This is a genomic window from Nocardia sp. NPDC019219 (assembly GCF_040632645.1).
In the GTDB taxonomy this organism is placed as follows: Bacteria; Actinomycetota; Actinomycetes; order Mycobacteriales; family Mycobacteriaceae; genus Nocardia; species Nocardia sputorum.
The window spans coordinates 426,295-451,696 of the sequence record NZ_JBEYCG010000005.1; the positions used below are offsets into that span (position 1 = coordinate 426,295).

General features: G+C 66.5%; 24 protein-coding genes. 12 read left to right on the forward strand and 12 right to left on the reverse strand.

The window, feature by feature from the left end; all coding sequences use genetic code 11:
- Positions 1-179: 179 nt before the first annotated feature.
- Positions 180-2,915: a cation-transporting P-type ATPase gene (locus ABZ552_RS13335; protein WP_281918494.1), complete on the reverse strand. Its 2,736-nt coding sequence runs from the start codon at positions 2,913-2,915 to the stop codon at positions 180-182.
- Positions 2,916-3,300: 385 nt separating this feature from the next.
- On the opposite strand from ABZ552_RS13335, the gene ABZ552_RS13340 reads away from it, so the two are divergent.
- Positions 3,301-4,164, forward strand: coding sequence for a universal stress protein (locus tag ABZ552_RS13340; RefSeq protein ID WP_357437191.1), 864 nt, complete (start codon positions 3,301-3,303; stop codon positions 4,162-4,164).
- Between the two features lie 248 nt (positions 4,165-4,412).
- Positions 4,413-5,546 carry an IS701 family transposase gene (locus tag ABZ552_RS13345; protein WP_281918493.1) on the forward strand — a complete coding sequence of 378 codons (1,134 nt, stop codon included), beginning with the start codon at positions 4,413-4,415 and terminating at the stop codon, positions 5,544-5,546.
- 348 nt (positions 5,547-5,894) lie between these two features.
- On the opposite strand, the gene ABZ552_RS13350 is transcribed toward ABZ552_RS13345, so the two are convergent.
- The 5 genes from ABZ552_RS13350 to ABZ552_RS13370 form a co-directional block, all read right to left on the reverse strand.
- Entirely contained in the window at positions 5,895-7,928 is a 2,034-nt protein-coding gene (locus tag ABZ552_RS13350; protein ID WP_281918492.1) for a recombinase family protein, read from the reverse strand.
- A 919-nt stretch (positions 7,929-8,847) separates the two neighbouring features.
- Positions 8,848-9,267, reverse strand: a complete 420-nt coding sequence (locus tag ABZ552_RS13355) for an arsenate reductase ArsC (RefSeq protein ID WP_281918491.1) — start codon at positions 9,265-9,267, stop codon at positions 8,848-8,850.
- A 16-nt stretch (positions 9,268-9,283) separates the two neighbouring features.
- Positions 9,284-10,030: an MIP/aquaporin family protein gene (locus tag ABZ552_RS13360; protein WP_281918490.1), complete on the reverse strand. Its 747-nt coding sequence runs from the start codon at positions 10,028-10,030 to the stop codon at positions 9,284-9,286.
- Complete coding sequence (locus ABZ552_RS13365) at positions 10,027-10,404, reverse strand: metalloregulator ArsR/SmtB family transcription factor (protein ID WP_281918489.1); 378 nt, start codon at positions 10,402-10,404, stop codon at positions 10,027-10,029. The genes ABZ552_RS13360 and ABZ552_RS13365 overlap by 4 nt, the downstream gene beginning before the upstream one ends.
- Before the next feature lie 76 nt (positions 10,405-10,480).
- On the reverse strand, positions 10,481-10,993 hold the full coding sequence (locus tag ABZ552_RS13370; RefSeq protein WP_281918488.1) for an ArsI/CadI family heavy metal resistance metalloenzyme: 513 nt from the start codon (positions 10,991-10,993) through the stop codon (positions 10,481-10,483).
- 98 nt (positions 10,994-11,091) lie between these two features.
- Between ABZ552_RS13370 and ABZ552_RS13375 the strand changes: the two genes are divergently transcribed.
- A complete protein-coding gene (locus ABZ552_RS13375) occupies positions 11,092-11,451 on the forward strand; it encodes an Rv2640c family ArsR-like transcriptional regulator (protein WP_281918487.1) in 360 nt (119 codons plus the stop codon).
- Between the two features lie 61 nt (positions 11,452-11,512).
- On the opposite strand, the gene ABZ552_RS13380 is transcribed toward ABZ552_RS13375, so the two are convergent.
- Genes ABZ552_RS13380 through ABZ552_RS13395 form a run of 4 tightly spaced genes read right to left on the reverse strand, consistent with a single transcriptional unit; the run spans position 11,513 to position 15,005 of the window.
- A complete protein-coding gene (locus tag ABZ552_RS13380) occupies positions 11,513-11,992 on the reverse strand; it encodes an SRPBCC family protein (RefSeq protein ID WP_281918486.1) in 480 nt (159 codons plus the stop codon).
- Complete coding sequence (locus ABZ552_RS13385; RefSeq protein ID WP_281918485.1) at positions 11,989-12,318, reverse strand: metalloregulator ArsR/SmtB family transcription factor; 330 nt, start codon at positions 12,316-12,318, stop codon at positions 11,989-11,991. Before ABZ552_RS13385 ends, ABZ552_RS13380 begins: the two co-directional genes overlap by 4 nt.
- 54 nt (positions 12,319-12,372) lie before the next feature.
- The gene (locus ABZ552_RS13390; RefSeq protein WP_281918484.1) at positions 12,373-13,629 is read right to left on the reverse strand and encodes an MFS transporter; all 1,257 of its coding nucleotides are present in this window, start codon (positions 13,627-13,629) and stop codon (positions 12,373-12,375) included.
- Complete coding sequence (locus ABZ552_RS13395) at positions 13,626-15,005, reverse strand: MBL fold metallo-hydrolase (RefSeq protein ID WP_281918483.1); 1,380 nt, start codon at positions 15,003-15,005, stop codon at positions 13,626-13,628. The genes ABZ552_RS13390 and ABZ552_RS13395 overlap by 4 nt, the downstream gene beginning before the upstream one ends.
- An 81-nt stretch (positions 15,006-15,086) precedes the next feature.
- On the opposite strand from ABZ552_RS13395, the gene ABZ552_RS13400 reads away from it, so the two are divergent.
- From ABZ552_RS13400 to ABZ552_RS13435, 8 genes are all read left to right on the forward strand, one after another.
- The gene (locus ABZ552_RS13400) at positions 15,087-15,764 is read left to right on the forward strand and encodes a metalloregulator ArsR/SmtB family transcription factor (RefSeq protein WP_281918482.1); all 678 of its coding nucleotides are present in this window, start codon (positions 15,087-15,089) and stop codon (positions 15,762-15,764) included.
- A 136-nt stretch (positions 15,765-15,900) separates the two neighbouring features.
- The gene (locus ABZ552_RS13405; RefSeq protein ID WP_281918481.1) at positions 15,901-16,251 is read left to right on the forward strand and encodes a hypothetical protein; all 351 of its coding nucleotides are present in this window, start codon (positions 15,901-15,903) and stop codon (positions 16,249-16,251) included.
- A complete protein-coding gene (locus tag ABZ552_RS13410; protein WP_281918480.1) occupies positions 16,248-16,700 on the forward strand; it encodes a MerR family transcriptional regulator in 453 nt (150 codons plus the stop codon). Before ABZ552_RS13405 ends, ABZ552_RS13410 begins: the two co-directional genes overlap by 4 nt.
- 121 nt (positions 16,701-16,821) lie before the next feature.
- A complete protein-coding gene (locus ABZ552_RS13415) occupies positions 16,822-16,983 on the forward strand; it encodes a hypothetical protein (protein WP_281918479.1) in 162 nt (53 codons plus the stop codon).
- Positions 16,984-17,008: 25 nt separating this feature from the next.
- The gene (locus tag ABZ552_RS13420) at positions 17,009-17,344 is read left to right on the forward strand and encodes a YnfA family protein (RefSeq protein WP_281918478.1); all 336 of its coding nucleotides are present in this window, start codon (positions 17,009-17,011) and stop codon (positions 17,342-17,344) included.
- 309 nt (positions 17,345-17,653) lie between these two features.
- Positions 17,654-17,989: a metalloregulator ArsR/SmtB family transcription factor gene (locus ABZ552_RS13425; RefSeq protein ID WP_281918477.1), complete on the forward strand. Its 336-nt coding sequence runs from the start codon at positions 17,654-17,656 to the stop codon at positions 17,987-17,989.
- Positions 17,989-18,699 carry a cation transporter gene (locus ABZ552_RS13430; RefSeq protein WP_281918476.1) on the forward strand — a complete coding sequence of 237 codons (711 nt, stop codon included), beginning with the start codon at positions 17,989-17,991 and terminating at the stop codon, positions 18,697-18,699. Before ABZ552_RS13425 ends, ABZ552_RS13430 begins: the two co-directional genes overlap by 1 nt.
- Positions 18,700-18,728: 29 nt before the next feature.
- Positions 18,729-19,079 carry a DUF3703 domain-containing protein gene (locus tag ABZ552_RS13435; protein ID WP_281918475.1) on the forward strand — a complete coding sequence of 117 codons (351 nt, stop codon included), beginning with the start codon at positions 18,729-18,731 and terminating at the stop codon, positions 19,077-19,079.
- Positions 19,080-19,185: 106 nt separating this feature from the next.
- Here the strand turns inward: ABZ552_RS13435 and ABZ552_RS13440 are convergent, their stop codons facing one another.
- Both ABZ552_RS13440 and ABZ552_RS13445 read right to left on the reverse strand, forming a co-directional pair.
- Positions 19,186-19,338: a transposase gene (locus ABZ552_RS13440; protein WP_357437203.1), complete on the reverse strand. Its 153-nt coding sequence runs from the start codon at positions 19,336-19,338 to the stop codon at positions 19,186-19,188.
- Positions 19,339-19,857: 519 nt separating this feature from the next.
- Positions 19,858-20,232 (reverse strand): methyltransferase domain-containing protein, encoded by a 375-nt coding sequence (locus ABZ552_RS13445; protein ID WP_357437206.1) that lies wholly within the window; start codon positions 20,230-20,232, stop codon positions 19,858-19,860.
- 289 nt (positions 20,233-20,521) lie between these two features.
- Between ABZ552_RS13445 and mobF the strand changes: the two genes are divergently transcribed.
- Positions 20,522-25,255 carry a MobF family relaxase gene (gene mobF, locus ABZ552_RS13450; protein WP_281918474.1) on the forward strand — a complete coding sequence of 1,578 codons (4,734 nt, stop codon included), beginning with the start codon at positions 20,522-20,524 and terminating at the stop codon, positions 25,253-25,255.
- Positions 25,256-25,402: the final 147 nt, after the last annotated feature.

Consider the following 25,402-nt stretch of genomic DNA (forward strand, 5'->3'; position numbering starts at 1 on the left):
TCGGGGCGAAATGCCAGCGATGCCAGGCATGTTCATGTCATGGTGGCAGATCCTCCCGCACCTGGCATCCATTCCGACCGAGAGATGCTGCACGGAGTTACCGGCGTCTCGAACAGCGGGGCATATGGTCGAGGCGGCGGGCCGCCACACAACCCACGTGTTCCAGCGCCGGTGTGCCCTCAGCGCCGGAGACGTTTATCTACCGCGACCACGACGCTTGCGGCCGTCGCGATGGCGAGGATGCGCAGCCAGGTGGCGGTGTCGAGGGGCGCAGTGTCGAACACGGTGTTCATGGCGGGCAGGTAGGTGAAAGCGAGCTGGCCGATCGCTTGTGCGGTGAGTCCGGCGATGACCCACGGGTTGGACAACAGGCCGATTCTCCATGCCGACCGCGTCAGGGAACGGCAGCTGAACAGGTAGAAGGCTTCGACCACGACGAACAGGTTCACCGCCGCGGTGCGGGCTTCGGCCAGGTCGGCTCCGCGGGCGAGCTCCCATTCGAACACCGACCATGAGCCGGCAACCAGCAGGGTGGAGACCAGCAGGATCCGCACGATCAGCGCGCGGGTGAGCAGCGGCTGTGCCGGATCGCGCGGCGGGCGGGTCATGATCCCGTCTTCTTCGGGTTCGAAGGCGAGCATCAAGCCCAGCAGTACGGCAGTGGTCATGTTGATCCACAGGATTTGGGTCGGCAGGATCGGCAGCGTGGCACCGGCGACGATCGCGGCAAGAATGACCATTCCCTCGCCGATGTTGGTCGGCAGGGTCCAAGTGATGAACTTGGTGAGGTTGTCGAACACGCCACGGCCTTGTTCGACAGCGGCTTCGATGGTGGCGAAATCGTCGTCGGTGAGCACCATGTCGGCGGCATCCTTGGCGACTTCCGTGCCGCTGCGCCCCATCGCCACCCCGATACTGGCCTGGCGAAGGGCGGGAGCATCGTTGACGCCGTCGCCGGTCATAGCGACCACGTGTCCGCGGGACTGCAATGCCTTTACCAGCCGTAGCTTCTGTTCGGGTGAGACACGGGCGAAGACGGCGGTGCGGTCCACCACCTCCGGCAGTTGCTCGGCGGGCAATGCGGCCAGCTCGGCACCGGTCAGCACCCGGCTCCGGTCGGCGTGATCGAGCAACCCGAGGTCACCGGCGATCGCGGTGGCGGTTGCCGCGTGGTCACCGGTGATCATCCGCACCGAGATGCCTGCGCTGCGGCAGGCCGCCACCGCCTCCTTCGCGGCGGCGCGCGGGGGGTCGAACATCGCCTGCAACCCCGTCAGGACCAGGTGACCGGGCAGCTCTGCGGCATCGAACCCGACCGAATCGCGCGAAGCCAGCATCCCGGTCGCCAGCACCCGAAGACCCTGCCCGGCCAGGTCATCGGCCGCTTGCAGGACCGCGGCGCGGTCCAAGAACTGCACGGCGCCGGAGGCGTCCATCTGCCCGTCGCACAGGTCGAGCAGCCGTTCGACGGCGCCCTTGGCCAGGACCACGTGAGCCGACGGGTCAGCGGCGGTGGTGTCGCGGTGCAAAGTGGCCATGTAGCCACGTTCGGAGCTGAACGGGATCGTCGCCTGCCGGAGCAACATCTTGTGCACCCGCGAGGGGTCCAGTCCCGCCTTGGCGGCCACCACCAGCATCGCACCCTCGGTGGGGTCGCCGACGACGTCCCAGCGGCCGTCGCGCTCGGTGAGGGCGGCATCGTTACAGGCCGCACCCGCCAGCAACGACCACCGCAGCGCCCGGTCGATGTCCGCTGGCACCGGCGCGCCGGCTATATCCCGCAGCACACCCACCGGGATGTAGCCGGACCCACTCACCTCGAACCGGCCGTCCCGGGTCCACACGGTCCGCACCGTCATCTGGTTCTCGGTGAGGGTGCCGGTCTTGTCCGAGCAGATAACCGTGGTGCTGCCGAGTGTCTCCACCGCCGGCAGGCGCCGGATCACGGCCCGTCGTCGCGCCATCCGCGACACCCCGATGGCCAGAGTGATCGTCACTGCTGCCGGAAGCCCCTCGGGTATTGCCCCAACCGCCAGCGCGATCGCCGCGGTGAACGTCTCTACCGCATCCTGTCCGCGCAGCAGGCCGACGGCGAAGGTCGCTGCGGCAAGGCCGAGGATGCCGACGGTCAGGATCTTGCTGAAGCTGGCCAGCTTTCGGGTCAGCGGGGTGGCGAGCGTCTCCGCGGCGCCGACGAGCCGATGGATCTCACCCAGCTCCGTCACCGCACCGGTGGCGACCACGATCCCGGCTCCGCTGCCCGAGGTGACCAGTGTGCCCGAGTAGACCATGTTCCGCCGGTCGGCCACCTCGAGTGTCTCCGGGAGCACGCCGCTGTCCTTGACGACGGGCACGGATTCGCCGGTCAGGGCGGACTCGTCCAGCCGCAACTCCTCCGCGGTGATGAGCCGGATGTCGGACGGCACCCGGTCACCCGCCTCCACGAGAACGAGATCACCCGGCACCAGCTCGGCCGAAGGCACAGTCCGCTCCTGCCCGCTGCGGATCACCCGGGCGTTGGTAGTGGTCATCGACCGCAGACCTTCCAGCGCGGCCTCGGCCCTCGACTCCTGAACCATTCCCATGACCGCGTTGATCACCACTACACCGAAGATCACCGCCGAGTCGACGTACTCCTCGAGCGCGGCCGTGATCAGACCAGCCGCGAGCAGCACGTAGATCAGGGGGTGGTGGAACTGGCGCAGACCGCGGACCAGCATTCCGGCGCCCGCAGGTTCAGGCAGCACGTTCGGCCCGAAACGTGCCCGGCGCTCGGCGACCTGCTGCTCACCGAGTCCTCGGTGCTGGTCGCTCTCCAGCAGCAGTACCACCTCGTGAGCGGTGAGCCCGTGATACGCGGCCACCACCGGGGCGATGGAAGTGCCCGTGACCGACACACCTCGCGAATTCGCCATGCCCTCAGCGTCTGCGCGCCACAAGCCCGGTGACCAGGGGCGGACGTCACCCCTGTGCGGGACCTACGGCTGAACGCCCCGGCGCGGAAACCGGGCTCGGCGCTGGAGTGTCCCGCGTCAGCAGATGTATCGATCGTCCGAAATCCGAGAACAAGTGAACAGCAGGCCGGGCGGCATACGAATAGGTGAGTGGCGTTCGAGCAGCACAGTGTCGAAACAGGCGATCCCACACGATCAACAGAGGCGCCCTGTCCTACAGTGGAACGATCGGCGCAGCGATTTCGACGGGCGACTATATTGATATATATCAAAATAGTGGCGAGCCGGACACCTGGAGAGCACCCGCCCTGCCTACCGCACATCCTGATCCGAAAGGCCGCAGTTTGTGATCGCGCGTCGCCCAATCATTGTCGGAGTCGACGGCTCGCCGGCGTCGCTCGCTGCCATTCGCTGGGCCGCGGCGGTGGCTGCCCGCCGTAAGGCACCGCTGCATCTTGTGCACGCCATCGGCGTCCCGGTCCATGCCCTGCCTTTGATCGGCTCTTTGCTGTTCGACATCGGCGCATACCGGAAAATAGGTGAGGCCGCACTCGGCAACGGACGAAGCATCGTCAGTGAGTCGGATGGCTTCCCCGTGGACGTCGAGGTTCAGACCTTCCTCGATCTGCCCTCACCGGTCGCGGCTTTGGCCGCTCGGTCAGCGGCGGCCCAGTTGATCGTCATCGGCGCTCGGGGTCTGGATCCGTTGGAGCGCGTGCTGTTCGGATCGGTCGGCGTCGGGCTGATGAAGCACGCCGATTGCCCAGTGGCCGTCATTCCGGCTGTTGTCGAAACGGTGCCGCCTTCGTCTCATGTTCCGGTCCTGGTAGGGGTAGACGGGTCGCGTTGTAGCGCACGCGCGGTAGAGATTGGTTTCGATGAAGCGGCGAGTCGGAAAGTAGGGCTTGTGGCCGTGACGACATGGTCCGGTCGAAACGGTGCACCCGACGCAGTGCAGGAGCGAGCCCAGGCATTGCTCGACCAAAGCCTGGCAGCCATCACCGACAAGTACCCGGACGTTCGCGTAGATCAAGTCGTCGTAGAGGGCCGCCCAGCGCAGCGGCTGCTGGAGGCCTCCCGGTACGCGCAGTTGGTCGTACTAGGCAGTCGTGGCCGCGGCGGAGTCGCGGGCGCCGCGCTCGGCTCCGTCAGTCAAGCAGTGCTGCAAGCCAGCAGCATCCCGGTCCTCATCGCTCCATGTCGACAATGATCGCCCTCACCCACGCAGCAACCAGAGACACGTTGTGGATGCACCTGCCTCAATCGTGCGCAATCAACGACGTTCCGATGTCCCGTTCGACGAGGGAGGTGCGGGCGGTGTGCTGCAACAGCCATGCCAGTCACTCTGCAACAGCTAGCGGTCGGCAATGGTGGCAGAGCATCGTGGAACGTGCGCTGCTCAGTTGCACCGCCGAGTCCTAGTACTGCAACGGCACTCGGTTCGAGTATCGTGCCTGCGTGGTCGTGGATGTTGTTGCAGCGGAGTTGGATTCGCTGTGTGCTCGGATCGGGGGCCGGTTCACCCGGTCGGAGCCGCGGGGGCGGGTGCGGGAGTATGTGACCGGACTGGTGGCCGGGCTGGAGCGTAAGAACGGGTGGACATTGGCCGAGCGGGCCGGTGAGGTGAGTCCGGACGGGATGCAGCGGTTGTTGCGGTGGGCGGATTGGGATATCGACGGTGTCCGTGACGATGTTCGCGCCTATGTGGCCGAACGACTCGGTGGCCAGGACGCGGTACTGATCGCCGATGACACCGGGTTCCTGAAGAAGGGCGTGAAATCGGCTGGGGTGCAACGCCAGTACTCTGGCACGGCTGGGCGCACGGAGAACTGCCAGATCGGAGTATTTCTGGCGTATGCGTCTGCGCGCGGGCACGCGCTGGTGGATCGGGAGTTGTATCTGCCCGAATCATGGACCGAAGACCGTTCTCGTTGTCGGGCCGCCGGGATCCCCGATGCGGTGGAGTTCGCGACCAAGCCGCGGCTGGTGATCGCGATGCTCGCCCGGGCCTTGGCCGCGAAGGTGCCGTTTGGTTGGTTCACCGCTGATGAAGCCTATGGTGCGGTGAAGTATCTGCGGTTCTGGCTCGAACAGCACGATATCGCCCACGTGCTGGCCACCCGCCGAAACGACACCCTGGTCACGACCGGGTGGACCCAGGCACGCGCAGACGAACTCGTCGCCGCGCTCCCGGCCACGGCGTGGCAGCGGATCTCTGCCGGTGCCGGGGCACATGGGCCACGCGACTACGACTGGGCCCGTGTCCCTATCCGTGTTCTCTGGGAACCCGGGCGCGGACACTGGCTACTGGCACGACGCAGCATCTCCAACCCTGCCGAAATCGCGTACTACGTCTGCTACGGACCACGCCGGTCCACGATCGCCGATCTGGCGTGGATCGCCGGGGCTCGATGGCGCATCGAGGAGTGTTTCCAGCAGGCCAAGAACGAAGCCGGCCTCGACCACTACCAGGTCCGCAGCTGGCGGGCCTGGTATGCCCACATCACCTTGTCCATGCTCGCTCTGGCCTGGCTCACAGGATCCAAAGCCGTTGCCATAAAAGGGGAATCAGCGACCGCGATCAAGACATGATCGCCCTCACGCTACCGGAGATCCGGCGCCTGACGATCGCCCTGGCCCTACCGGCCCTACGCTGCGCCAGTACGGTCTGGGCGTGGTCGAACTGGCGACGCCGACGACAACACCAGGCCCGCCTATCCCACTACCGCCAACGGGGACACCCACTCACCTGAGTGCCGTTGCAGTACTAGCTCCGCCCGAGTGGCACCGCTGCAGCTCCGTGATCTCCCCAGAGGCGGAATACCGTCATCCCTCAGCCATCGAATCACTGAACATTCGTGAACTAGTCAAAGTCAATATTAGCTGGATGACCTTGAACCATTGACAAAAGTACCGGCATGTAGCAATGCTGAAACTGTGTCAGGGCAGCATGATCCGACTCCACGTAGCTGTAGGGACAACTACAGCAATGGCATTCGGCCGTGTATATGTGCTTCGGATCATATCCTCGGCTCCTGCGGTGTTCGCACCAACGCAGCAGCGCTTACCCACTCGATCCAACAGCGTTGCAGCACAAAGCGCTTCGCTTATCCGCATAGCTGGGCACTCCTGCCACGGAATGGTATCCAACGACCGCCTGGACACGGAGAACGTGTATGGTGAAGCCATGTACACGAAAAGTGTGCATATTTGCCGCAGTTTCGGTGTCCTTTTCCCCCTCCGGACACCAGTGCTAACCCCACAGGGGGTAGCACCAACGATCGCGCGCTGCTGTTGGTGCTGGTAGCGCACTTCTAAAGCCAAGGCTCGGTACAACCGGGCCTTATCGGCCGGATCTCCCGCAGCGAGCACCGCGCGGATATCGCCAAGGGATTCGATCAACTTCCGGATCTCGGTTTCTGTGAGCAGGTTGATCTTGGGCAGGCTCTTCAACTCGGCTTGAGCTGCCGCTTTGCCCGCCTGTGCCGCGTTCATGGCCGTGACGAGGGCTTGCGGATCGACTCCGGCCTCGATGGCGGCGAGGTGACGAGCGAGTCTGGCCTCGGCATCAGTGACGCGTTTCCGAAGGGTGCGCCGCTGAAGGTCGGTGTCATCGGTGTCTTGCGCGGCCGCGAGAGCCGCGATGGTCTTTTCGCTGTGCTCGCGATCGAACAAGCTCGCCAGCCAGCTGTCGATCGGCCCGACGACGACATCTTCGCGCAGGTTCACTGTCCGGGGATGGTCCTGCAAGACCGGACTCCCGGGGGCGATGGTCTTGGCGCGGCATCGGTAGTACACGGCGTCACGAACCAACTCCGCCTGCATCTTTCGACCACAGCCCGCGCAGCGCACGAGGCCACTCAGTAGATACGGGCGCAGACCGCTGGATGCTCTGTTGCGTTCGAGCTTGGCGCGAGTGCGGTTGCCGCCGCCTGCACGCTGGCGCCGCAGCAGTTGAGCTTCGGTGAAGGTTTCTACCGAAATGACGGGTGGATGCGCGGGGCCTTTCGAGCGAACGATGCGGTGTGTCGGTGAGCGCCGGAACCGGGTGACGTTACCGGCAGCAGCGTCGTCGGGATCGAGTAGTTCTTCGTGCTTGGTCCATCGCCCGAACACCGCGTAGCCGGTGTATCGGGGATTCTGCAGGATCGCGGCTACCGTTCCGGCCTGCCAACCGTCCTTGGCGCGATGCCGGTTCTGGTCCGGCCTGTGCGCTGACGGACACGGCACACCCTCCCGGTTCAGAGCGATGGCGATCGCCTTATCGCCGCAGCCGGCAAGATAGTCACGAAAGATCCGCTGCACCACCGGGGCTGTGCTCACATCGAGGGAAAGGATCCGCAGCTTCAACCCATCGGAGGCCCGGTTGGGGTTCGGATGCGGCGGACCGTCGACCACCACATACCCGTAGGGCGGACGACCTCCTTGGTGTCGACCTTCGTTGAGAACTTGAGCGTCCATACTCGCGCGGGTGCGCTGCTGAACATGCTGGCGCTCGGACTCGCTCAGCCCGCCGAGCATGCTCATCATCATCGAATGCGTGACATTCCGTGGGTCGAAACGCCCGCCGAGTTCCGGCACCCACACCTCCACCCCATGCGCTTGCAGTCGCGGCGCAACCAAACTGAACTGGTTACCGAACCAGCACCGAGTCCCCTCACCGACAACGATGGCCGTCCACCCTCGACCCGGATTCTTCAAGTCGGCCAGCAGCCGCGCGGCTTCCCGGCGGCGATGCCAGGGCACCGACCTCGACTGGCCGATGTCGAAGTAATCGGCAACGATCGACGCTTCGGACACGAACTTCTCCGCGTTGCCCCGCTGCCACCGATACGAGGTCTCCGGATCCTGATTGTCCTCGGTCGAGCAGCGCCCATAGAACGCGAACCGTTGATCACCGGCGCTTTCGACGGTTTCGGGGACCAGTCCCAGCAGTTCGTCGAGGACGGCCCATTCGTTGGGTTCGGTCGGCATCGTCGTCCCTCTCGCCGGAGTGTTCGCGGGAATGTCGAAGCAGAAGCGCAAGCAGTGCCCTGGCCGCGTCGTCGGTCAGCGCGGGTGGGCTGTCGGGGCAAACCACTCCGATGATGCCAGGCTCATCGCCTTCTCTGTTAACCCCCCGATTGCTCGTCTCAGCAGACATGCTGTGCCCCCGCGCTTTCAACGTTCAGTACTGGACTGAAGCTGGCGGAATGCGCGGGGTCGGCTCGGAAGCCTCCACGCATGTCCGCAAAAAGGATGTGCGGACCAGCCCCAGCAGCGCACAAGCGTGCACCGGAAACCGATGCCAGCCGATCGAGCGCGAAAAACTCTGTTCTGCAGGTTATTACGGAAGGAAGCCGACGTTGCGACCGAACTTCGTCTCCATGGCTGCGATGCGCGCCCGGATAGTTTGAACGAGCATCGATATCACCACCGGCCGGTGGCGAGCCTACGAACTCGCTGCACACTCCGCTGAAGGTGATGCCAGCTACACCTGAAAGCGTGTCGAGTTCCGCGCCAGCCCTTGCGATTCGGTAGACCGCAACCCGCGACTGCATGGTCGTACTCAGAACTCGCTTGGTCGGCAAGAAACAAGGCCAGCTTGGTAGCACGTGCGCGGAAAGCGATGAACCAGGCATGGACATGCCAGTCTCCTGACCACCTGTCCGCCGATTCTCCCGCACCCAGGTTACCGGAACGACGCTTCGCCGGGCGCCCATCGCGCCAACCGACCCGGGCGGGATCCCATGCTATTCGGGTTGGGCAGGTCCCCATGGTGCCCATTGGCGTAAGGTGATTTCTCTGGGGACCGGGCGGCTGGCAGCTGATTGGTTGAGTTGTTTGTGCAGCTCAGCGGCTTTGGGTGGGACGTTAGCAAACAGCGACAGGTGTCGTGCAGGGATTCGGCGGGTCAGGCCGGTGGGCGGGGCTGCGGGAGGAGTTGGGTGAGGAGTTCCTCTACGCGGGTGCGGATTTCGTCGCGGATGGCGCGGACGGTGTGGAGGTCTTTGCCCGCGGGGTCGTCGAGTTTCCAGTCGCGGTAGTCGACGCCGGGGAAGTAGGGGCAGGCGTCGCCGCAGCCCATGGTGATGACCACGGTGGAGGACTCGACGGTGTCGGGGGTGAGGATCGTCGGGGCCTGGGTGGTGATGTCGATGCCGATTTCTCGCATGGCTTCGATCGCGGTGGGGTTGAGTTGCTCGGCGGGTGCGGAGCCGGCGGAGCGGACTTCCACGGCGTCGCCGGCGAGGTGAGTGAGGAAGGCTTGGGCCATTTGTGAGCGTCCGGCGTTGTGGACGCAGACGAACAGCACGCTGGGTGTGGGCGGCATTGCTGGAGAGGGCCTTTCAGTCGGTGACGGTCGGCGTGGTGATGGTGTCGTGGGGGACGACAGCGTTGTCGGCACCGGCCGCGGTCGCGGTGGTCGGATAGAGGGCGGCGATCAGCGCCAGGCCCAGGAGCGCGCCGAGGATTTGGGCGGTGATGAATCCCGGCGCGGAGGTGGGGGCGATTCCGGCGAAGGTGTCGGTGAACACGCGTCCGATGGTGACGGCGGGGTTGGCGAAGGAGGTGGAGCTGGTGAACCAGTAGGCCGCCCCGATGTAGGCGGCGACTGCCGCGGCCGAGAGCGCGGCGCGGCCGGATCGGGCGAGGGCGAAGACGACCGCGATGAGTCCGGCGGTGGCGACGACTTCGCCGAGCAGGTGGCCGCTGGTGAGGCGGTGGTGGGTGGAGATCTGTAGCGCGGGTTGGTCGAACATGGCGTGGGCGAGGGCCGCGCCGAGAACGGCGCCGATGGTTTGGGCGGTGAGGTAGCCGCCGAGGTCCCGGCCGGTCAGTCCGGTGCGGTGGCGGCGGCCCAGCAGCCAGTCGGCGGCTGAGACGGCGGGGTTGAAGTGCGCGCCGGAGACGGGTCCGAAGACCAGGATCAGCACCGCGAGCCCGAACACGGTCGCGGTGGAGTTCTCCAGCAGCTGCAATCCGGCATCCCCCGGCGAAAGCTGTTGGGCGGCGATGCCGGAACCGACTACGACGGTGACCAGCAGCGCGGTGCCGACGAACTCCGCCAGCAGCCGCCGCGCCCGGTCGGTCATCGGGTGACCGCCGCGGGGGCGGTGCTGTCGAGCAGCTCGGCCAGCTGACGTAGAGCGGCGGGTTCGATGCGGTAGTAGACCCACGACCCGCGCCGCTCACTGCTGAGCAACCCGGCTTCACGCAGGACTTTCAGGTGGTGGGAAATGGTGGGTTGGCCGACGTCGAAGCCTGCGGAGATGTCGCAGACGCAAGCTTCCTGTCCGGCGTGGCCGGCGATCACCGACAGCAGCCGCAACCGCACCGGGTCCGACAATGCCTTGAAGACGCCGGCCAGCTCGGCGGCGGCCTCGGCGGTCAACGGTTGGCGGACCAGGGGCGTGACCTCACACGACGGTGAGGGCACGCCGATCAACGATAACTCCCGTTTCGACATCTATCGATATTGATGGGTGTCGAAACAGGAGGCAAGCGAACACCTGGTGAACTCGTCGGCGACAGCCGCGCCCTAGTCAGCTGCAGCAGGTGGCGCCGGAGGCGATCGCTTCCTTCTTTGTCGCGGGGGTGCAGCACGCGCCCTCGGCCGCGGCTTCGGCGGCGGTGCCGCAGCATGCCTGGACCGCGTCGGAGGAGGTCGGTTCGGGTGCGGTGCCGAAGGTTTCGCTGTCGGCCAGGACGGTGTAGACCTCCCAGCGCTCGTCATCCGGTGCGGTGACCCAGACCTTGTCCTGGGTGGCGAAGCAGCAGGTTGTGGCGATCTGTTCTTCGGTGAACAATCCGGCTGCCGACAGGCGGGCGATCTCGGCGTGCACGTTCTCGGAGGTTTCGACTTCGACGCCGAGGTGGTTGACGCTGCCGCCGTGGCCGGGATTCTCGATCAGGACCAGTTTCAGGGGCGGTTCGGTGACGGCGAAGTTGGCGTAACCGGGCTTGCGTTTGGCGGGCTCGGTGGCGAACAGGGTCGAGTAGAACCACACGGCTCGGTCGATGTCGTCGACGTTGAGGGCGAGTTGGATGCGGGACATGACTACCTCCACTTGTGTGACATATATCGAAGAACCGGTTCGGTGCCGAGTCTGCCACCTTTTCGACATATGTCAATACAGTCGGTAGAGTCGATCGCATGCCCAAGACGCTGCCCGTGATCGATATGTCCGCCCCGGTGTGCTGCGCGCCGGTCGCGGCGGGGCCGGTCGACGACGCCGCCGCGCTCGAAGTGGCGCTGCGGTTGAAGGCGATCGCCGACCCGGTGCGGGTGAAGTTGCTGTCCCTGCTGCTGACCAGCGTCGCCGGCGAGGAGAACGGCGGCGACCTCGCCACGGCGGTCGGACTGTCGGAGTCGACGGTCAGCCATCACCTCGGCCAGTTGCGCAAGGCCGGTCTCGTGGAGTCCGAACGGCGCGGCATGAACACCTTCCACCGCGCTCGCCGGGACGCGTTGGCGGCGTTGTGTGTCGTCCTCGACCCCAACTGCTGCCGCTGAACGACAAGTGCGGCCCGCCACGGTGAGCGAGGCGTCGGGGCGAGTCGCACCGTTGATCGGGTCAGCCTTGCGCTTCGGCGGTTTTGGCGAACAACTCCAGCAGGGTGCCCCACCCGCCGCCTTGTTCGGCGATGGTGTCGCGGATGGCTTTGCCCTCCACGAGGCGGTCGAGGTAGCGGTGTTCGAGTTCGACGTTGGTGTGGTTGGGTCCTTCGGCGGTGAAGCGGATTTCGATTTCGCTGGCGTGGTCGGGGTCGGGGTCGTACTGCCAGTGGCCGTTGATCTGCCAGGTCACCACGAGACGCTGGGGTGGTTCCCAGGCGAGTACGCGGCCCCAGTCGCATTCGGTGCCGTCGACGCCGCGCTCGTACCAGCGGCCGCCGACGCCGGGCTCGAGGATCGCGTCGGCCATTTCGGTTTGTCCGATGTGGTAGGCGGCCGGCCACCAGCTGCCGAAGGATTCGGTGAAGAAGGCGAATGCTTTCTCGATTGGCATCGCGACACTGGCTTTGCCTTGCAGGGTGGGAAGGGTCGTGGTCATGAGCTCTCCTGTTCGGGGTCGGCCGCGGCGTCCGCGGCCTTCTGAAAACTGGTCAGCGCGTCGTCCCAGATCCGCTGGAAGTACGCTTGGATCGCGGCGAGTCCGTCCGGATTGATCCGGTAGATGCGCCGCGTGCCCTGCGGTGTGGCCACCACCAGTCCCCCGTCTTTGAGCACCCGTAGGTGTTGGGAAACGGCCTGGCGGGTGATCGGCAACGATTCCGCCAGTTCACCGACCGACGACGGCCGCCGGGCGAGTCGTTCGAAGATCGCCTGCCGCATGGGGTCGCCGAGGATCGCCAGATCCGTGTCTCTGAAAGCAGCCACGTACGTAAGCGTGCGCTTTCAAATACTGTTCCGCAAGGGTTGCGAGGCGGATTTTTACGGGGTTTCCCGGTCGGTGATCCAGCGCGCGGCCAGGAGCCCGGAGGCGGCGGTGAGGACAGCGGCCGCGACGACGGTGGCTTCGAGGCCGAGCCAGTCGGCGAGGATGCCGGCGATGAGGGCGCCTGCGGCGTAGCCGATATCGCGCCAGAACCGGTAGGTGCCCAGGGCGTTGGCGCGCCAGCTGGGGTGGGCGTGGTCGGAGACCGCGGCGATGAGAGCGGGGTAGACCATGGCGGTGCCGACGCCGAGGGCGATGGCCGACACGACCCCCGCCAGCAAGGGCCGCCCGAGGAGTGCGAGGGCGGCGAGGAAGCCGGCGGCTTGGACGAGCATGCCGGTGACGATGAGGGGTTTGCGGCCGATGCGGTCGGCGAGGTGGCCGGTGGGAATTTGGCCGATGCCCCACAGCAGGGGGTAGAGGCCTTTGATGAGTCCGATCGCGGCGATCCCGAGGCCGTGGTTGGTGAACATCAGGGGGAACACGCCCCAGGTGAGGCCGTCGTTGAGGTTGTTGACCAGCCCGGCTTGGCTGGCGCCACGCAGCGACGGCTCACGCCAGCTGGTGCGGGCGAAGACCACCCGCAGTGTCGAATCCCGCGCCGTGGGTGGGGGTTTGGGGTGGTTGGCCAATTCCAGGGCGACGTGTTCGGCGGTGTCGCCGACCACGATCGACAGGGCCAGCCCGGCGGCGACGAACACGACGCCGATCAGTTCCGGTACGGGGCGCAGCCCGTAGCTGGTGGCGAGGTAGCCGGTGAGCAGGGCGGTGGCGCCGACGGCGACGTAGCCGGCGGCTTCGTTGAGGCCGGTGGCCAGGCCGCGGCGGGTGGGGCCGACGAGGTCGATTTTCATGTTGACCGTCATCGACCAGGTCAGTCCCTGGTTGAGGCCCAGCAGCACGTTGGCGGCCACGATCCAGCCCCACGACGGCGCCCAGGCCAGCACGAACGGCACGGGGATCCCGATCAGCCATCCCGCGATCAGCAGTTGCTTGCGGCGAAAGCGCACGGTCAACGCTCCGGCGGCGAGGTTGGTCAGTGCCTTGGTGACGCCGAAGGCGATGATGAAGGAGAACACCGCCAGATCGCTGGTCAGCCCGAAGGTTTCGGCGCCGATGAGTGGCACGGTGGTGCGTTCGAGCCCGACCAGCCCACCGACGCACATGTTCACGATCACCAGCAGCGTGAACGGCAGCCAGTTCTCCCGCAAGCCCAGCCGCACCGGCCGGGTTCGCGTGACGACGGCGTTCATCGCCGGATACCCGCGGCCGAGTCGGTGAGCCGCTCACCGGCCGCGGCGGCGTATTCGGCGGGGCCGCCGTCGAGGACGACGAGATCGGTGCGTCCGGCGCGTTCGAGCAAGCTGGCCGCGGTCATCGCCCGCTCCCCGTGTCCGCAGGCGACCACCGCACCGGCCGGGGCGTCGGCGGCGCGAGCGGGAAGGTCGGCCAGTTCGATGTGCACCGCGCCGGGCACGTGCCCGGCGGCGAACTCGCCAGCCTGCCGGATATCCAGGAACGGGCGGCCCACCGCCCGGCCCGGGGGCAGGAACGCGACGCTGCGCTGCTGCCCGCCCTCAGCGGCCCACGCGGCCATACCGCCGGTGAGGCGCCCGGCGAGGCGTTCGTAACCGATCTTGTAGGCTTGCCACACGATTTCGCTCAGATCCTGGCCTTCGTCGGTGATGAACACCAGCGGCACATCCTCGGGCAGCAGCCAGCCCAGCCAGGACGCGAACTGGCCACGCAACGGGATCGAGATCGCGCCGGGAATGTGCCCCGCCGCGTACTGCGCGGGCGGGCGCGCATCCACGACCACCGCACCCTCGGCCAGCAACGACCGCACCCGCGCCGCCGTCAACCCCGCCAGGATCGGTTCGGCGGAGATGACCGCGGGCCCGGCGCGGTTGACCGCGCCCAGCCGATCGAAGTAGGCGGGATACGAGCCGAGACTGTCGATCAGGTGGCGCACAAAACTGTCCTCATCGGGTGCCGCCAGCAGCGGGTTCGCGCGTTTCTGCGCGCCGATGGTGGAGACGCGCTCGGTCCCGGGCGGGGCCGAGCAGAACGATCCCGCGCCGTGGGTAGGCCACACCGCCACCTCGTCGGGCAGGCTGATCAGCCGGTGCAGCGACCGGTATTGGGCGCGGGCCAGCTCCTCGGTGCGGTGCGCGCCGAGCAGATCGGTGCGGGCGGCGGAATTCACGATCAGCGACCCACCGGTGAACACACCCACCTCGCGGTCGCCGTCCAGCAGCAGGAACGACAGATGCTCATCGGTGTGCCCCGGGGTCGACACCGCCCGCAACCGCAACCCGCCGAGATCGACCTCGTCACCGTCACCGAGTCCGTTGTGGGCGAAGCGGCGCATCCCCGCGGCCGAGGCCAGCACCGTGGCGCCGTCGTCGTGTCCGAGTTGTACTGCGCCGGAGACGAAATCGGCGTGCAGGTGGGTTTCGGCGGCGAACGCCACCCGCAGACCGCGCCGATCCGCCGCCGCCCGCAGTGCGCGCAGGTCACGGGCGGCGTCCACCGCCAGAGCGCGGCCTTGGCCAAGATCGACGAGGTAGGCACTGTTTCCCAGGCCCGCGTCCACGAGCGGGATCAACTGGTCATCGGCGAAGCTCACGGGTTTCCTCCACGATCCGGGCAAGGGTGACCGAGCTCCCTGCCATCAGCTACAATATTCCATAGATTATTGGAGGATGGAATGGTGGAGCACAACCCGACCGAGAAGAAGACCCGCCTATATGAGGCGTTCGCTGCCAGCGGCAAAGCCCTGGCCAGCGGCAAACGCCTCGAGTTGCTGGATCTGCTGGCCCAGGGCGAGCGCACCGTGGATGCGCTGGCCACCGCGGCGGGACTGAACCTGACGACCGCTTCCGCCCATCTGCAGACGCTCAAGCAGTCCGGGTTCGTCACCACCCGCCGCGACGGCGTGCGCATCCACTACCGGCTGGCCGGAGACGACGTCGCGCAGCTGTTCGCACTCCTGCGCAAAGTCGCCGAAAACCACCAACCCGCCGCCTCCTCCGCCATCGAGGACTACCTCGGCCCCGGCGACACCCCCGAACTCGGCCGCGACGAACTCCAGGCCCGCACCGCAGCAGGTGAGCTGGTCGTGCTCGACGTGCGGCCACTGCCGGAATACCTCGCCGGCCACATCCCCGGCGCCGTCAGCATCCCGGTCGAAGAACTCCCCGACCGCATCACCGAACTGCCCGAAAACACCGAGATCGTCGTCTACTGCCGCGGCGAATACTGCGTGCTCGCCTACCAAGCCGTCCGACTGCTCACCGCCCACGGCCGCCGCGCCATCCGCCTCAACGACGGCATGCTCGAATGGCGCCTGGCCGAACTGCCCATCGAAGCCGCGATTCCGGCATGACCCCCCGCATCCGACCGGCCCACACCGCCCCAGCGCATCGACCGTCGGAGGGTCGATCGGTTCTTCGATCCTTCCTCCTCGATATTCCGCTCTTCGGGTTGCATCCTGTACCTGGGTACAGGTTTACCGTGGCGTCATGACGATGATTACGCCTTCTTCCGGGGACTGGGTGCCGGACTCATGCACGCTGCCCACCGCCGAACAGCCGGTGCGGGTGGCGGAGTTCGACCGGTTCTTCGCCGAGTCGGTGCGGCGCACCGATCGCCCGGCGCGCACGCGACTGGAGCTGCTGCTGAATGCCGACGCCGCGGCCGCCGGCCGGGAGCTGGCCGCCCATGAGTCCGGGTGCTGCTCGTTGTTCGCCTTCACCTTCGAGGCCGCCGACACTGGTCCGGTGATGCGCATCGAGGTCCCCGGCAGCCAGGTCGAAGTCCTCGACGCGCTGGCGGCGCGGGTGGACGCCGCGATCGGCGGGGATCGACGTTGACTGGGTTTCCCACGAGCCAGCTGGCCGCGGCTGCCGGAGTGAACACCCAGACGCTGCGCTACTACGAACGCCGCGGGCTGCTCGCAGAACCGGACCGCTCGCTGGGCGGGCATCGGCTGTATCCGGAGCAGGCGTTGACAGTGCTGCGGGTGATCAAGGCCGCCCAGCGGCTCGGGTTCACCCTCGACGAGGTCGCCGACCTGCTCGCGCTCACCCGCTTCGGGCGCAGCCGTCGCGCTGATGCCGGGCTGCAGGCCCGCGGGGCGGCGAAGCTGGCGCAGGTCGACGCGAAGCTCGCCGAGCTGACCGCGGTGCGCGACACCCTGCGCGCGGCGCTTGCGTCCGGATGCGACGATCTGCTCGCCTGCAGTGAAAGCCCATGCTGCCCGGTGCCATTCACCGACGAGCACCGCAGCGGCACAGCCGTGGGAGGCGACTGTGGCTGCTGATGACCCCACCACTTCCAGGCGCTGGTGGGGGTCGATCGGGTTAGGCGCATTGGTCTGTCTCGGATGCTGTCTAGCGCCGGTCCTGCTCGCGGCCGGCGTTCTCGGCGGTGGGATCACCTCGGTGAGCTTGTCGTGGCTGCAACCGCTCGGTTTCGTCCTGCTGGCCATCGGAGCCGCCGGGCTGATCTGGTCGGGCTCCCGCGGCAAGAAGTGCACCGGCGGCACCGACCCAGCCTCGGCCTGCGTGGGTTCCGGCTGCGGCTGCGCCGCCGCCACGTCGTGAACCCGGGTTCGCAGGCTCGGTGGTCATGACCGTGTTGCGTTCGATCCTGCTGTTCGTCCTGGCCGCCTTCGCCGAGATCGGGGGCGCGTGGCTGGTGTGGCAAGGGGTGCGCGAGCACCGTGGGTGGGCATGGATCGGCGCCGGCGTCATCGCACTGGGCCTGTACGGGTTCGTCGCCACCTTCCAACCCGATGCCCACTTCGGGCGCATCCTCGCCGCCTACGGCGGGGTGTTCGTCGCGGGCTCGCTGGCCTGGGGCATGGCTTTGGACGGATTCCGGCCCGATCGGTGGGATGTGAGCGGGGCGGCGATCTGCCTGCTCGGCGTCGCGGTCATCATGTACGCCCCTCGCAGCGCCTGAGCTGAGCCGCCAGCCCGAAGCAGGCGGAAGGTGGGCCGGGACCGACTGGACAGCACGCAAGGCGAATCGCCGGTGTCTGCCCAGTCGCTGTGTGCGGATCACATCATCGGCATATTCGGGAAAATCATGTTCCACACGCCGCGCGCCATGTCCATGATCTGCATCCACATCGGTGACATCATCACCGCCCTCACCTCCTCACACTCATCGCCGGACAGACACTGCCCACTTAGAAATCACGACGATCCCCGGCTACTCGTTCAATGGTTCACTAATTTCTGAATACAGATTACTGTGTACTATTTAGGTATGGAGACGACCGCGGTACTGCACATCGACGCGCTGGCCCGGTTCGGGCACGCGCTGTCGGACCCGACCCGCACCCAGATCCTGTTGCACCTGCGCCGGGCACCGGGGTATCCCTCGCAGCTGGCCGAGCAGATCGGGGTCTCGCGCCAGATCCTGTCCAACCATCTCGCATGCCTGCGCGGTTGCGGGCTGGTGGTCGCGGTGTCCGAAGGCCGCCGCGCCCGCTACGAGCTGGCCGACGCGCGCATCGCGGCCGCGCTGGATGACCTGCTGGGGCTGGTGCTGGCGGTGGATCCGGCCTGCTGCCCGGCGGCCGAGATCGAGGGCTGCTGCTGATGGCCTCGCTCGGTATGCCCTCGCTGCCGTCGGCGGTCGCGCTCGGCCCGAGCCCCGACCGCAAAGCGGTGCTGGCTCGGCGGATCCGCTGGCTGGTCACGGGCACGATCTCCTACAACGTGATCGAGGCCGCCGTCGCCCTGACCGAGGGCGCTCGGGTGTCCTCGACGGCGCTGATCGGGTTCGGGCTGGATTCGGTGATCGAGGTGTCCTCTGCGGCCGCGGTGGCCTGGCAGTTCGCCGGACGCGATCCCGAGGCACGGGAGAAGATCGCGCTGCGAGTCATCGCATTCTCGTTCTTCGCTCTCGCCACCTACGTCACCGTCGAGTCGGTTCGCGGCCTGCTCGGCATCGGCGAGGCCGAGCACTCGATGATCGGCATCGCGTTGGCCGCGGTCAGTTTGGTTGTGATGCCGGTGCTCTCGGCCGCGCAACGCCGGGCCGGGCGTGAACTCGGCTCGGCCTCCGCGGTGGCCGATTCCAAACAGACCCTGCTGTGCACCTACCTGTCGGCGGTCCTGCTGATCGGGCTGTTGCTCAACAGCATGTTCGGCTGGTCGTGGGCCGACCCCATCGCCGCGCTGGTCATCGCCGCCATCGCGGTGCGTGAAGGCCTCAACGCCTGGAAAGGCGCCACCTGCTGCCCCGCGCCGACCGCACGCGTCACCACCGACCGCAGCACCGGGCACGACGGCGACTGCTGCGACTGACCATCCCGAATCCGGCGAAAGGGCCTGCCATGCCACGAATCCCGCACGCAGCCCGTCTCCGCTATCAGCAGGAGATGGCGGCCGCGAAGTCCGCCCCCGCCGATGATCAGCGGTGGGCTCATCTCGAGCGGGCGCACATCCTGTCCCAGCCCGACCCGTGGCTGCACACCCGCAACCACCTCGCGATGCTCGCGCTGGCCGTGCGGCAGCGCGACCGCCGCGAAGCCCTCGGCCAGGTCATTCGCATCATCGCCGCCGCCCCCGCCTCACTGGCCGGGCGCTACCCCGAAGGCAACGCCGGCCGCGCCAACGTCAGCCTGCGTCAACCCATGCCCACCCCACCCGACCTCGCCGCGCTGCTGCATCCGGCCACGACCTGACCAGTCCACAGGCCTCAGCGTTATACGGGGCCTGCGGTGGTGGTGTCGGGTTTGCTTGCCAGCACACGGAACACGACACCCACCACGGCCGGTGCGGCGGAAGCGCTCAACTGCCGTCCGTGGCATCGCGCCGATGTCGCTTCCATGCCGTCTGCCACGGCCCGAACTCCTGCGGCAGGCTCCGCCGCGGCGAACTCGTGCGCAACCGGTACAGCATCCCCTCCATTACCAGCCGGTTGTTGGCGAAGTTACGACCCACTCACACTTCGGATTTGGCAACAGCAACTCCCAACTACTTGTCCGTCAACTCCCGATACCGATCAACCACCAGCCTCGACAGAGCGGACATGATGCACCACCGAGTATTCCGAACACCCTGTTCGGTCGATGGGGAGACATAACCTAGTTTGCGGAATCGCCGCCTGGTTCGGAGGGAGCGTCGTAGACCAGGGTGTATCGCCAGAACAGGCGACGCCGGATCCGGACGCCGGGCAGCTCCAGCGCCGCAGCGGCCCGGATGTCGGCCAGGGTCTCCCTCGGATCCGCGGTGGGGCCGTCATGTGCGGGGGCAGCGTATCGGCGCGGGCGGGTGCTTGATCATTCCCATCACGGGGTTCGCGACCATCGCAGGTAAATCGGCGAGCATGTCGACGAGTCCCGCCCCGCGGTAGCAGCCCACGACCACGAGTCGCCCACCCGGGACCAGACAGTCGCGCAACTCGCGCAAGGTCGGCACCAAAGGCAGGTGATGCAGGACGGCGACGAGGATAACGGCGTCTCAACGCCGCTGGTGATCGCGTCCGGCGAAGTCAGCTTCGACGATGGTCACCGCAGGGTCGTCGGCGAAGCGCTGCGCCGCCACGCGAACAGTTGCGGGTTCGGGTTCGAGCGCGCTGACAGTAGTGGCGCTGTCGCGAAGCCGGGCGACGAGGTTGCCTGTGCCGCATCCGACGTCGAGCACATCACGCGCTCCTGACGCTGCCACCTGGGCCCCGACCCACCGGCTGTAGTGGTCGTTGTGGCTCCACGGATGGCGCTGATTGAACCGGTCGAGTCGAGACAGCAGCACCCCCGCATTCTCCCGACCGCCGAAGATGCCCGGAAAACCACCACCGCCTGTCCCCGCGGCCGGAGCCACGCCGATCTGCACCACACTCAGCTCGACATGAACACGGAAATCTGCCCGCCACAAACCGAAGACCCGAGAACTACATCCGAACTCCGCAATGACCCACGAACACCAGCCTCGACCACCGCACTCCACCTCCCAACAGACACCTCGACTAGCACACCCACCACCGCTCGCTCTGCCCGCCATCTCAAGCACACCTCTTTCATCTAGGATAACGATTTGATAACGACCATGTATTTCATCGAATTCCACGCAAAATCAGACACGGAAACCCTTGGCAAGGATCGCGAAATGTGTGCTTGATAGATGTATGACCGCGACGATTCATAAAGTTGTGGAAGGCAATGGCTATCAGTACTATCTGCGAAATGTGGCTGCGCACGATGCCAGCTCGCGTGGCCGTTCCAGCCTGGCTGACTATTACTCCGCGCATGGCGAGGCACCTGGAGTCTGGCATGGCACCGGCTTGATCGCTCTCGACATCACCCCAGGCGATGAAGTGACCGAGGAACAGATGAGATCCCTGTTCGGTTTGGGTCGTCACCCGAACGCCGACCTGATCGAAACCGAGGTCTACGACGAGCAGATCCGGCTGGGTGCCAAGCACAAGGATGCCGCGCGAGCGGCGGACAAAGCCTCACGGTTGGGCAATCCGTATCGCGTTTATCGCGAGGTTTCCGAGTTCCGAAAACGATGCGCGGACGTATTCGAGACACACAATATCTCACGCGGATCAGATCCGCATGACGCTATTCCTGATGTCGAACGGGCACGCATGCGCACTGCGGTGGCGACAAAAATGTTCACCGAAGAATACGGTCGCGCACCGATAGATGCGCGCGAGTTGTCCGGCTGGGTGGCGAAGAACTCACGCCCGAACACCGCCGCGGTGGCAGGTTTCGACATCACATTCTCACCGGTGAAGTCGGTGTCGGTGCTGTGGGCGCTCGCGCCTCGCAGCGTTGCGGAGAAGATCGAGGCCGCCCACAACGCCGCGATCGACGACGCCCTGGCGTGGATGGAACAGCACGCGGTCGTCACCCGTCTGGGTCGTAACGGTGTTCGGCAGGTAGATGTCGAGGGCATCGTGGCCGCCCGGTTCACCCACCGCGATTCCCGTGCCGGCGACCCGGACCTGCACACCCACGTGCTGGTCGCCAACCGGGTCGCCACGTTGGATGGACGTTGGCGCACCCTCTATGGCGCCGCGATCTATCAGTCCGTGGTGACCGTCTCGGAGATCTACAACACTCGTTTGGAGCACCACCTCGAGGATCTCGTCGGTGTGCGGTTCATTGAACGCACGGTGAGCGACCAGGCTAAGCGTCCGATTCGGGAAATTGACGGCGTCTCAGCATCGTTGATCGAGGCGTGGTCGCGGCGGGAAGCCGACATCAAACTGCGGTCGGGCAAACTCGCGGCGGACTTCCAGCAGCGGTTCGGGCGCGAACCCACCCCCGGTGAAATGTACGACCTGGCGCAGCAGGCCACGCTCGAAACACGCCCCGCCAAGCACGCCTTGCGGTCTCTGGCCGAACAACGCGCCAGCTGGCGGGCCGAGGCGCTGTCGCTGCTCGGTGGCCGGGACACCGTGTCGCGGATGATCACAGCGGCACTGAATCCTGGACAGACGCTGCGGGTTACACCATCACCGCAGTGGATCGCCCGTGCGGCCGAGCAGGTGTTGGAGGTGGTTTCGGAGCATCGCTCGACGTGGCGGGCCACCAACGTGCGCGCCGAAACCGAACGACAGTTGCGCGGCAAGGTCACGGGCAGAGAATGGGAACGGGTCACCACAGCCGTCGTTGCCGAGGCGTTGTCGCCTGCGCGGTCGATCGCGCGCGGGGACCCCGACCAGGCCGACGAGCCCGAATTGTCCACGGTTCCGCAGGTGCTGCGCCGCCGCGACGACACCAGCGTCTACGCGAATCCGGCAGCACAGCTCTACACTTCGGCGCGCGTGTTGTCGGTGGAGCGGCGGCTGATCGAGCTGTCGGTCCAGCCCGGCGGACGGCAACTGCCACCAGAAGCAGTCCACGCCGCCGTCCACAGCTTCAACACCACCCACCCGGACCGGCCGTTGAATACCGGGCAGGTCGGTGTCATCGGAGGCTTCGCCACCTTCGGCTTGCGCGTGCATACTGCCAACGCCCCGGCCGGATCAGGCAAGACCACTGCAATGTGCGTGCTCACCGACGCGTGGCACACCAGCGGCGGGAACGTCCTCGGCCTCGCTCCCACCGCATCGGCTGCGGCAGTGCTGGGGAGGTCGATCGGCGCCCGCGTGGAGACCGTCGACAAGCTCCTCTACGTCTTGAACCAGCACACTCCGGGCGCGGACAGCCCCGAGTTCGAACCACCCCCGCTGCCGGATTGGGTGCGTGAGATCGGCTCGGAAACGTTAGTGATCATCGATGAGCACGTCAGGATCAGCAACATCAAACGCCTACGACTGCTCGAGTTCTTAACCGAGCGCGGGGCGACGATCCGCTGCATCGGCGACGACCAGCAGCTGCCCGCGATCGAAACCGGCGGCGCCGACACCGACATGCGAGTCGCCGCAGCCGACCACACGATGACCCTCACGAACGTCGTGCGGTTCGCCTCGCCGGCCGAAGGGACCGCCAGCTTGCAGCTGCGCGACGGCGACCCGGCCGCGTTGGGTTGGTATCTGGACAACGGCCGTGTGCATGCCGGTCACCACGGTGCCACCCACGAGGACGCCTACACCGCGTGGATGAGCGACCATCTCTCCGGCCGTGACGGCGTCATGCTGGCGGCCACGCACGAGGTGGTGAGCGCGTTGAACATTCGCGCACGAGACGACCGGATCGCACGGGCCGGGGGCGTAGTCGGCGGCGAGTGTGTGCTCGCCGACGGCCTGACCGCCTCTGTCGGCGACACGATCCGCAGTCGCCGAAACAATCCACGACTGCGTCTCGGCGACCACGATTGGGTGCGCAACGGCTACGTCTGGACCATCACCGCCATCCACAACGACGGCAGCATCATCGCCACACACCGCCACTCCCGCGACGAAGATTCCGGCGGGAGTGTGCGCTTTCCTTCGGATTATGTGCGCGCGCATGTGCGTCTCGGGTATGCCGCGACGATCGATTCCGCGCAAGGAATCACCGCCGACACCTGCCATGTCGCGCTCACAGGAGGCGAATCGCGCCAGCAGTTGTATGTCGCGATGACTCGTGGTGTCCATGGCAACCACCTCTACATCCCGACCGCATCGGACGGCAGCGAAGCCTCCTTTTGGAGCGAACCCGCCGTCGTTCCACGCACCGCAGTCGAGGTTCTGGTGTCCATCCTCGAGCGCGATAGTGCACAGAAGTCCGCGCACGTGCAGCTGCGTGATGCGCTCGATCCGCACACCCGGATCGGGCGTGCCCTCGATATCTACCTCGACGCGATCGGGGTCGCAGCCGAAGAAGCGCTCGGTCCGGCCGGACTGGACCGCATCGACACTGCGGCCGAAAACCTGCGCCCGCATCTCACCGACAGCCCCGCCTACCCTCTCCTGCGCCAACACCTCGCGTTCGTCGCGATGACCGGACGCGACCCCATCACCGCCCTACACACCGCGGCCGCCGCGCGCGAACTCGACACCGCCCACGACCCCGCAGCCGTCCTCGACTGGCGCCTCGACCCGTCCGGCACACACTCCACCGGCACCGGTCCCTTGCCCTGGACCCGCGGACTACCCCACACGCTCGACGACCATCCCCTCACCAAAGAACTGCGAGCCCGCCACCGCATCGTCGCCGACCTCGCCGAACAGATCCGCGACGACACCGGCAACTGGACACCCGCCACCGCACCCCACTGGGCGCGCGCACTGTTGGATGTCGACCCGCAGCTGGTGGCCGACCTAGCCGTGTGGCGAGCCGGTCTCCACATCCCCGACCACGACCTACGACCCACCGGTCCACACCGCTACGCCACCATAGAACACGAGCATCAGCAGAGGCTTGACCGCCGTGTCACAAGCGCTTTGGGGGGCCGTAATCTGCCGGTCAAAAAGTGGGCGCCCGTCGTCCAACACCTCAACCCACGCATCACCACCGACCCCTACTGGCCCACCCTCGCCGCCAAACTCGAGACCGCACACGAAAGCGGAATCGACGTCATGGGCCTGCTCACCGACGCCGCGAACCAACATTCCCTCCCCGACGAGATGCCCGCCGCCGCGCTGTGGTCACGCGTGCAACTCCAAACACCCACCTCCGACAACGGCGTCATCCACCATCAGCCATCGGACGACGACGCCAAGAACTCACTGTCCTCAGAGCTGACAGGGCAGGCGGAGAGCAACCCCCTGATGCTGCTGACCGACGAGGAACTCGATCAGCACATCAGCGAACTCCACCAGCAACTTGCGCTCGTCGACACGGATGCGTTCATCTTCAGCCCTGCCACGTACCGGCACGAAGAGCCCGATCCCGAAGACACCGCCCGCCGCCACCGCGCCGCGCAGGAGGCGATCCGCAACGCCCAACACGCCGACCACCAGCTCGAGGCGGCGGTCGAAGCCGCTGGCACCGCAGCGACCGAATTACACAATGCCCGAGACGAACTCGCCGCGACTCCCCGCTACCGCCGCGGCCACCGCCGCCAGCTACAAGCCCGCATCGACACACTGATCGTCGAACGCAACATTCGCGACCGGCATCACAACTCCGCCCGCACCAACGCCCGCAACGCTCACCGTGAGGCAGTCCTCTTCGCCGGGCCAGAAGACGACTGGCACCACCAACTCACCAGGCACCCACAACCACCGCCGAATGAGCAACTTCCCGAAAGCCAGGCCGAAGCCACCGTCGATGAAGAAGCCAGCGAGCGCACCACCTACTTCCGCCGGCAACTCGCCGAATACCACGCCGAACAGCACCGCCGCAGCACACTGAGCCCGGAACACCGGGTACTGGAAGACCAACTTCGGCAAGCTCCCGCCATGGCGGGCGAGAACGACTTCGACGTCGACCAATCGGTGAGCGTTCCTGATCAGCAGATCGGTACGGATTTCGGACTATGACGTCATCGGCACCTGGACGGCCGAACCATACGGACGCCGATCAGGAGACCGCATGCCAAACCACGGCTCTGTCGACCGGTGCCTAGCGATCGGACGCGATGGCGCAGTTCATCGCACGCCATAGGCTCGCTCGGGTCTATCTCGCTA

Coding starts and splice junctions, on each gene's coding strand:
- ABZ552_RS13335 (WP_281918494.1), bottom strand. CDS start 2,915: ATGGCGAATTCGCGAGGTGTGTCGGTCACGGGCACTTCCATCGCCCCG.
- ABZ552_RS13350 (WP_281918492.1), bottom strand. CDS start 7,928: ATGCCGACCGAACCCAACGAATGGGCCGTCCTCGACGAACTGCTGGGA.
- ABZ552_RS13355 (WP_281918491.1), bottom strand. CDS start 9,267: ATGCCGCCCACACCCAGCGTGCTGTTCGTCTGCGTCCACAACGCCGGA.
- ABZ552_RS13360 (WP_281918490.1), bottom strand. CDS start 10,030: ATGACCGACCGGGCGCGGCGGCTGCTGGCGGAGTTCGTCGGCACCGCG.
- ABZ552_RS13365 (WP_281918489.1), bottom strand. CDS start 10,404: ATGTCGAAACGGGAGTTATCGTTGATCGGCGTGCCCTCACCGTCGTGT.
- ABZ552_RS13370 (WP_281918488.1), bottom strand. CDS start 10,993: ATGTCCCGCATCCAACTCGCCCTCAACGTCGACGACATCGACCGAGCC.
- ABZ552_RS13375 (WP_281918487.1), top strand. CDS start 11,092: ATGCCCAAGACGCTGCCCGTGATCGATATGTCCGCCCCGGTGTGCTGC.
- ABZ552_RS13380 (WP_281918486.1), bottom strand. CDS start 11,992: ATGACCACGACCCTTCCCACCCTGCAAGGCAAAGCCAGTGTCGCGATG.
- ABZ552_RS13390 (WP_281918484.1), bottom strand. CDS start 13,629: ATGAACGCCGTCGTCACGCGAACCCGGCCGGTGCGGCTGGGCTTGCGG.
- ABZ552_RS13400 (WP_281918482.1), top strand. CDS start 15,087: ATGGTGGAGCACAACCCGACCGAGAAGAAGACCCGCCTATATGAGGCG.
- ABZ552_RS13405 (WP_281918481.1), top strand. CDS start 15,901: ATGACGATGATTACGCCTTCTTCCGGGGACTGGGTGCCGGACTCATGC.
- ABZ552_RS13420 (WP_281918478.1), top strand. CDS start 17,009: ATGACCGTGTTGCGTTCGATCCTGCTGTTCGTCCTGGCCGCCTTCGCC.
- ABZ552_RS13425 (WP_281918477.1), top strand. CDS start 17,654: ATGGAGACGACCGCGGTACTGCACATCGACGCGCTGGCCCGGTTCGGG.
- ABZ552_RS13430 (WP_281918476.1), top strand. CDS start 17,989: ATGGCCTCGCTCGGTATGCCCTCGCTGCCGTCGGCGGTCGCGCTCGGC.
- ABZ552_RS13435 (WP_281918475.1), top strand. CDS start 18,729: ATGCCACGAATCCCGCACGCAGCCCGTCTCCGCTATCAGCAGGAGATG.
- mobF (WP_281918474.1), top strand. CDS start 20,522: ATGACCGCGACGATTCATAAAGTTGTGGAAGGCAATGGCTATCAGTAC.